Consider the following 6,200-nt stretch of genomic DNA (forward strand, 5'->3'; position numbering starts at 1 on the left):
CGCCGGTGCCCCCGCGGTCCGTCAGGCGTCGCGAGCCAGCCGGCGGCCCTGCTCCAGGAAGGCCACGGTGCCGCCGGCGCCGCCGAGTTCACGGATCGTCCGGGTGGCGCCGAACGGCGCGTTCCAGAACGCGCCCTGCCGCGGGGTGTGCGGGCCGACGTACGCGTACGGCTCCGGCTGGAAGGCGTCACCGGGCGAGATGCCGTAGTTCACCTCGTCCGCGGTCACCCCGATGTCGAAGTGCTCGGGCCAGATCACCGGCTCCGCGTCCGGGAACAGCGCGCGCAGGGCGGCGTCGCCGAGTGCGAAGCAGTGTGCGAGCCAACGGGCGGCGGACGGGTCCGCGTCGACCACGTGCTCGCCGGCGGCGCCCGACCCGTCCTGGTACAGCCCGGCGGGAGCGCCGACCGTGATCCCGAGGGCCGCACCGAGTGCGGTGCAGGTCGTCCCTTCGAGGGACAGCACCTGCCCGGCCGCGACCAGCTCCGCGCCGATCACCCGCAGCCGCGGCTCGGCGGAGGTGGCGAAGCCGCCCGCGCAGGCGCGCAGCCGGATCGTGCCGCTGTCCCGGTACTGCGGCCCCGCCAGGACCAGCTCGGCCACCACGTGCAGGGCCCGGCGGGTGCGTACGAGCGTCTCGGTGTCCATGCGGGCATGGTCGCAGACGGGGCGCCCGTACGCGGTCACCCGGGGAACGTGGCGGCGCGGCTCACCGGCTCTCGGGCGCGGCCGTCAGCGCGCGGCGCTCCTGCAGCCAACGGTCGCTCAGGTGCGCCCACACGTCCTGGTAGGCGTCGAAGACCGGCCGGAGCCGGTCGTGCGTGAGCTCGTCGGCGGGCGTCGAGGCGATCAGGTACTCGAGGTCGTCGGCGAGGCGCCGGAACCGGTACTGGGTCTCCTCCATCAGGACCCACCGCGACCGCCAGTTGAAGAACGACTCGACGGCTCCCAGCAGGGTGACCAGCGCCACCAGGGCGAAGCCCAGGCCGGCCCAGAAGTCCAGGTCCTGCAGGCCGAGGATGATCGTCGAGGCGGCGGACAGCGCGAGGGTCAGCACCTTCAGGGCCGAGGAGGCCCGGCGGAAACGCTTCTTCCTCGCGCGGGCGTACGCGCCGCCCTCCCGGATCTTCTCCAGGAGGTGCCCGGCCGTGTCCGCCGGAGCCGGCCCCGCACCCACGAGCCCGCCAGTTCCCATCTCTCCCCCGCCTCTTCCACCGTGCGCAACACCTGCGACTCCGGACCGTAGGCTCTCACGCCGCACACCCGTTCGGTGAACGGCGGGGGAAGGACCGCGGCGGTCCGCAGGCGGGGGTCCGAAGACGGGCCCTACGCTGGAGGCATGGGCGAGTTCGACGCGTTCACAGGCCTGCTGGACTACCCGGTGTACGTGGTGACCGCTCCCGGGCCGCCGCCGGCGGGGTGCCTGGTGGGGTTCGGGGGGCAGTGCTCCATCGACCCGGCGCGGTTCGTCGTGTGGATCTCCAAGGCGAACCACACCTACGACGCGGCTCTCGCGGCCGACGCGCTGGGCGTCCACCTGCTGCCGCACGGACACGGCCTGGCCGAACTGTTCGGCGGCCGGAGCGGCGACGACACCGACAAGTTCGCCCGGGTGGACTGGCACCACGGGCCGTACGGGGTGCCGGTGCTCGCGGACGCGGCGGCGTGGTTCGTCGGCCGGGTCATCGACTGCGCGGACTGGGGCGACCACACCGGCCTGTTGCTGGCGCCGGCGGCCGTCGGTGCCCCGCCCACGGGCGCGGCCCCGGTGCTGTCCTACCGGGACGTCTCCGGCATCGACGCCGGCCACCCCGCTTGAACCCCGCCCGAACTCCGCCCGGTCCCTGTCGATCCGGCCGCCCACCCGGTCCGGGCCCGACCCCTTATTGCCTCTATGATGCACTTGCATCTGATACGCAAGAAGGAGCTGTGGCCGATGACGGGGTCGCCGGTGGTGCTGGGCATCGAGTCGTCCTGTGACGAGACCGGCGCCGGCCTGGTGCGCGACGGCGTCCTCCTCGGCCAGGCGGTGGCCTCGTCCATGGACGAGCACGCCCGCTTCGGCGGGGTGGTGCCGGAGATCGCCGCCCGCGCGCACGTGCACTCCATGGCGCCGGTCGTCCGGGAGGCACTGGACCGGGCCGGGCTCACCCTGGCCGACGTCGGTGCCGTCGCCGTCACCGCCGGACCGGGCCTGTCCGGGGCGCTCCAGGTCGGGCTCGCCGCCGCCAAGGGCTACGCCTTCTCGCTCGGCGTCCCGCTCTACGGCGTGCACCACCTGGCCGGGCACGTCGCCGCCGCCACCCTCGACGGCGGTCCGCTGCCCGACCCCTGCATCGTCCTGATCGTCTCCGGCGGGCACACCTCGCTGCTGCTCGTCCGCGACCTCGCCCGGGACCCGGTCCTCCACCTCGGCGACACCCTCGACGACGCCGCCGGCGAGTGCTTCGACAAGGTCGCCCGCGTCCTGGGACTCCCCTACCCCGGCGGCCCCGCCATCGACCGGGCGGCCCGCGACGGGAACCCCCGGGCCGTCCGCCTCCCCCGCCCGCTCAGCGGACCCCACGACCCGCCGTACGCGTTCTCCTTCTCCGGTCTCAAGACCGCCGCCGCCCGCTGGGTCGAGGCGCAGCGCGCCGCCGGCAGCGAGCCGCACGTCCCCGACGCGGCCGCCGCCCTCCAGGAGGCCATCGCCGACACGCTCACCCGCAAGGCCGTCCGCGCCTGCACCGACCACGGCATCGGCACCCTGGTGGTGGTCGGCGGCGTCGCCGCCAACTCCCGCATCCGCGCCCTCACCGAGCAACGCTGCGCCGCCGCCGGGATCGCCCTGCGGGTGCCGCCGCTGCGGCTCTGCACCGACAACGGCACGATGATCGCCGCGCTCGGCGACCTGCTCGTCCGCGCCGGCGCCGAACCCTCCCCGATGAACCTCACGGTCGACCCGTCCGCCCCGCTCGCGTACGCAACGCTCAGCCCGCTCACCCCGGCCCGCGTCGCATGACCGCGGTGACCGTGGGCCGGGTGGAGCCGGCCGCGCTGCTCGGCCGGGCGCCGACGTCCGCGAGGTGTACGCGCAGGCCTTCGGCCGGCCGCCGTGGAACGAACCCGCCCACACGGCCGACGAGTTCCTGGTCCGGCTGGGCCGGGACGCCGGCCGGCCGGGGTTCACGGCGGCCGCCGCCCACCGCACCGACGGCCGGCTCGTCGGATTCGCCACGGCCTGGACCACGCCGGAGCCCTTCCCCTCCGAAGGCTCCTACCGCCATGCCGGCGCAGGCCTCGGCGCGCACGGCACCCGCGAACTGCTGGGCGGGGCCCTGAAGGTCGACGAACTGGCGGTCCGCCCCGACCACGCCGGCCAGGGCCTCGGCACGGCCCTGCTGGACGCGGTGGGCGCGGACGCGCCCGGCGGCCGGGTCTGGCTGTTCACCACGGCGGCCGCGGGCGGGCCGCTGGACTTCTACCTGCGGCACGGCTGGCGCCCGGTCACCCGCCCGGCGCCGCACCCCGACGGCGTGGTCGTGCTGCTCGGCCCCCATCACCCCGGCGCACCGGCGGCCGCCCTCCGGGAGGCGGCACGCGGGGCCGCGTGGTAGTCCCCCCGCGTGCCGTCCGGAAGGCACTGATGGCGTCCTGACGCCCCGTCCGGCTCGCGGCAGGGTGCGGGCGCTCCTCCGTCCGGGTGAACCGCCTGGTCGCCGCCCCGTGCGCGGCCGAGGATGACGGCATGGGTATCGACGGCTCCGGCGCCGGACTGCTGGTGGTGAACGTGCGCGTCTTCGACGGGCTCGGCGAGGAGGCGGTGCCGGGGCACGTCCGCATCGAGCGGGACAGGATCACGGAGGTGGTGCTCGGCAACCCCTTCCCGCGCACCCTCCGGGGGGCGACGGTCATCGACGGCCGGGGCCGCACGCTCATCCCCGGGCTCACCGACGCGCACGTCCACCTGTTCGCGATCGGCAGCACCATGGCGGACCTTCAGCACGGGCCGAGCGGCACCGTCTACTACCAGGCCCTCGCCGCCGCCCGCGACATGCTGATGCGCGGCTTCACCACGGTGCGGGACCTGGCCGGCGACACCGAGCCGCTGCGGCGGGCCATCGACCGCGGGCTGTTCCCGGGCCCGCGGATCTACCCGAGCCAGGCGGCCGTCTCCCAGACCTCCGGCCACGGCGACTTCGGGAGCGTCCACGACACCCCGACCGCCCTGGGCGGGCCGCAGGCCCGGACCGAACAGATCGGGTTCACCCGGGTGGCCGACGGGCCGGAGCGGGTCCTGGCGGCGGTGCGCGAGCAGCTGAGGAAGGGCGCCGCACAGATCAAGCTGATGGCCGGCGGCGGCGTCGCCTCCGAGTTCGACCCGCTGGACGTGCTGCAGTTCACCCCTGCCGAACTGGAGGCGGCGGTCGCCGCGGCCTCCGACTGGGGCACCTACGTGACCGTGCACGTCTACACCTCCGAGGGCGTGCGCCGCGCGGTGGAGGCCGGGGTGCGCTGCATCGAGCACGGGCACCTCACCGACGAGGACACCATCCGCTTCCTCGCCGAGCGGAACGTGTGGCTGAGCACCCAGCCGTTCGAGGCCGACGACCACCACTACGCCTCGCCGGAGAGCGACCGCAAGAACCGCGAGGTGTGTGCGGGCGTCGACCGCACCTTCGGCTGGGCCCGCGAGCACGGCGTCCGGCTGGCCTTCGGCACCGACCTGGTGCTCGACCCCGGGAAGGCCCACCGGCAGACCGAGATGCTCGTCCGGCTCGGCAAGTACCTCCGCCCGGTCGAGGCCCTGCGGATGGCCACCTCCGGCAACGCGGAACTGTTCCGCCTGTCCGGCCGCCGCGACCCCTACCGCGCGGCGCCGCTCGGGGTCGTCGTTCCGGGCGCCTGGGCCGACCTCCTGGTCGTCGACGGCGACCCGACCACCGACCTGTCCGTCCTCGCCGAGCCCGAACGCAACCTGCACCTCATCGTCAAGGACGGCGTCGTCCACAGGAACGAGCTCGGCTGACCCCGCCCCGTCACCGGCCGCGAGGCGGGGATCGGGCCGGTCAGGGGTGGCGGAGGGCCTCGGTGAGGCGGTTGGCCGCCTCGACGACGACCTGGGAGACGTGGGCCCCGGGGTGGCGGGTGAGGCGTTCGATCGGGCCGGAGACGGAGACGGCGGCCACGACCCGGTTCGACGGGCCCCGGACGGGCGCGGAGACGGAGACCACCCCGGGCTCGCGTTCACCGGCGGACTGGGCCCAGCCGCGGCGCCGCACGCCGCTCAGGGCGGTGGCGGTGAACCGGGCGCCCTGGAGGCCGCGGTGGAGCCGCTCGGGCTCCTCCCAGGCGAGCAGGATCTGGGCGGCGGAGCCGGCCTTCATGGGCAGGGTGACGCCGACGGGGACGGTGTCGCGCAGGCCGGAGAGCCGCTCGGCGGCGGCCACGCAGATGCGGACCTCGCCCTGGCGGCGGTAGAGCTGTGCGCTCTCTCCGGTGACGTCGCGCAGGTGCGTGAGAACCGAGCCGGCGGCGGCCAGCAGCCGGTCCTCGCCGGCGGCCGCCGAGAGCTCCGCGAGCCGCGGGCCGAGGACGAACCGGCCCTGGAGGTCCCTGCCGACCAGGCGGTGGTGTTCCAGTGCGACGGCGAGCCGGTGGGCGGTGGGCCGTGCCAGGCCGGTGGCGGCGACGAGTCCGGCCAGGGTGGTGGGTCCGGCCTCCAGGGTGCCGAGGATCGAGGTGGCCTTGTCGAGCACGCCGACGCCGCTCGTGGTCTCCATGGATGGGTACTCCAGTCTCGAACTCCCGTGAGCGGCGGGTGGGTTCCGCCCAGGGAGGCTCCCCGCGGGGAGCGGGGGGTGGTCAGCGAGGACGGGCCGGAGAAGTCGGCCGGATGCCTGCGCCGGGCACGAGACGGGTACGCGGAAGGGCCGGGGCGGGAAGCGCCCGGGCGAAGGACAGCACAGAGAGCACCGTGTCTCCTCATCTTTCCCGCGCCACGTTGGCGACAGGCCGGAGTTGGCACTGATCCCGGACGGCACGGCGCGTACTTCGCACGCCGGATCGACCGGGGAGTTGCCGGGGCTTCGTAGGGCCGGTCCCTCCACCCCTCTGGATGATTCGCGAGGAACCATACAAGATTCCCCGGGCGGCCCGCCAAACGTCCCCCGGTCCTGCCTCGCGGACGGGCGCGGTCCGGCCGGCGGCGCCGACGG

Annotated in this window: 7 protein-coding genes and 1 riboswitch; of the genes, 4 read left to right on the plus strand and 3 right to left on the minus strand. The window is 75.3% G+C overall.

Annotation, left to right across the window (positions count from 1 at the left end; genetic code table 11):
* Positions 1 to 21 precede the first annotated feature (21 nt).
* Both ABZ885_RS33400 and ABZ885_RS33405 read right to left on the minus strand, forming a co-directional pair.
* Positions 22 to 648, minus strand: a complete 627-nt coding sequence (locus ABZ885_RS33400; protein WP_360197118.1) for a hypothetical protein — start codon at positions 646 to 648, stop codon at positions 22 to 24.
* Positions 649 to 709: 61 nt separating this feature from the next.
* Complete coding sequence (locus ABZ885_RS33405; protein ID WP_360197121.1) at positions 710 to 1,195, minus strand: DUF4231 domain-containing protein; 486 nt, start codon at positions 1,193 to 1,195, stop codon at positions 710 to 712.
* A gap of 144 nt (positions 1,196 to 1,339) precedes the next feature.
* Between ABZ885_RS33405 and ABZ885_RS33410 the strand changes: the two genes are divergently transcribed.
* The 4 genes from ABZ885_RS33410 to ABZ885_RS33425 all read left to right on the plus strand — a co-directional run bounded on the left by ABZ885_RS33410 (position 1,340) and on the right by ABZ885_RS33425 (position 5,011).
* Positions 1,340 to 1,819 (plus strand): flavin reductase family protein, encoded by a 480-nt coding sequence (locus ABZ885_RS33410; RefSeq protein WP_360197124.1) that lies wholly within the window; start codon positions 1,340 to 1,342, stop codon positions 1,817 to 1,819.
* A gap of 117 nt (positions 1,820 to 1,936) precedes the next feature.
* Positions 1,937 to 3,004, plus strand: coding sequence for a tRNA (adenosine(37)-N6)-threonylcarbamoyltransferase complex transferase subunit TsaD (gene tsaD, locus ABZ885_RS33415; RefSeq protein ID WP_360197127.1), 1,068 nt, complete (start codon positions 1,937 to 1,939; stop codon positions 3,002 to 3,004).
* A 64-nt stretch (positions 3,005 to 3,068) separates the two neighbouring features.
* Positions 3,069 to 3,599 (plus strand): GNAT family N-acetyltransferase, encoded by a 531-nt coding sequence (locus tag ABZ885_RS33420; RefSeq protein WP_360197130.1) that lies wholly within the window; start codon positions 3,069 to 3,071, stop codon positions 3,597 to 3,599.
* A 131-nt stretch (positions 3,600 to 3,730) separates the two neighbouring features.
* A complete protein-coding gene (locus ABZ885_RS33425) occupies positions 3,731 to 5,011 on the plus strand; it encodes an amidohydrolase family protein (RefSeq protein WP_360197133.1) in 1,281 nt (426 codons plus the stop codon).
* Between the two features lie 40 nt (positions 5,012 to 5,051).
* Here ABZ885_RS33425 and ABZ885_RS33430 read toward each other — a convergent pair whose 3' ends face one another.
* Positions 5,052 to 5,765 carry an IclR family transcriptional regulator gene (locus ABZ885_RS33430; protein ID WP_360197136.1) on the minus strand — a complete coding sequence of 238 codons (714 nt, stop codon included), beginning with the start codon at positions 5,763 to 5,765 and terminating at the stop codon, positions 5,052 to 5,054.
* Positions 5,766 to 5,964: 199 nt separating this feature from the next.
* Positions 5,965 to 6,107, minus strand: a riboswitch (SAM riboswitch).
* Between the last annotated feature and the right edge of the window lie 93 nt (positions 6,108 to 6,200).

The sequence above is a fragment of the Kitasatospora sp. NPDC047058 genome, from assembly GCF_040643935.1.
Classification (GTDB): domain Bacteria; phylum Actinomycetota; class Actinomycetes; order Streptomycetales; family Streptomycetaceae; genus Kitasatospora.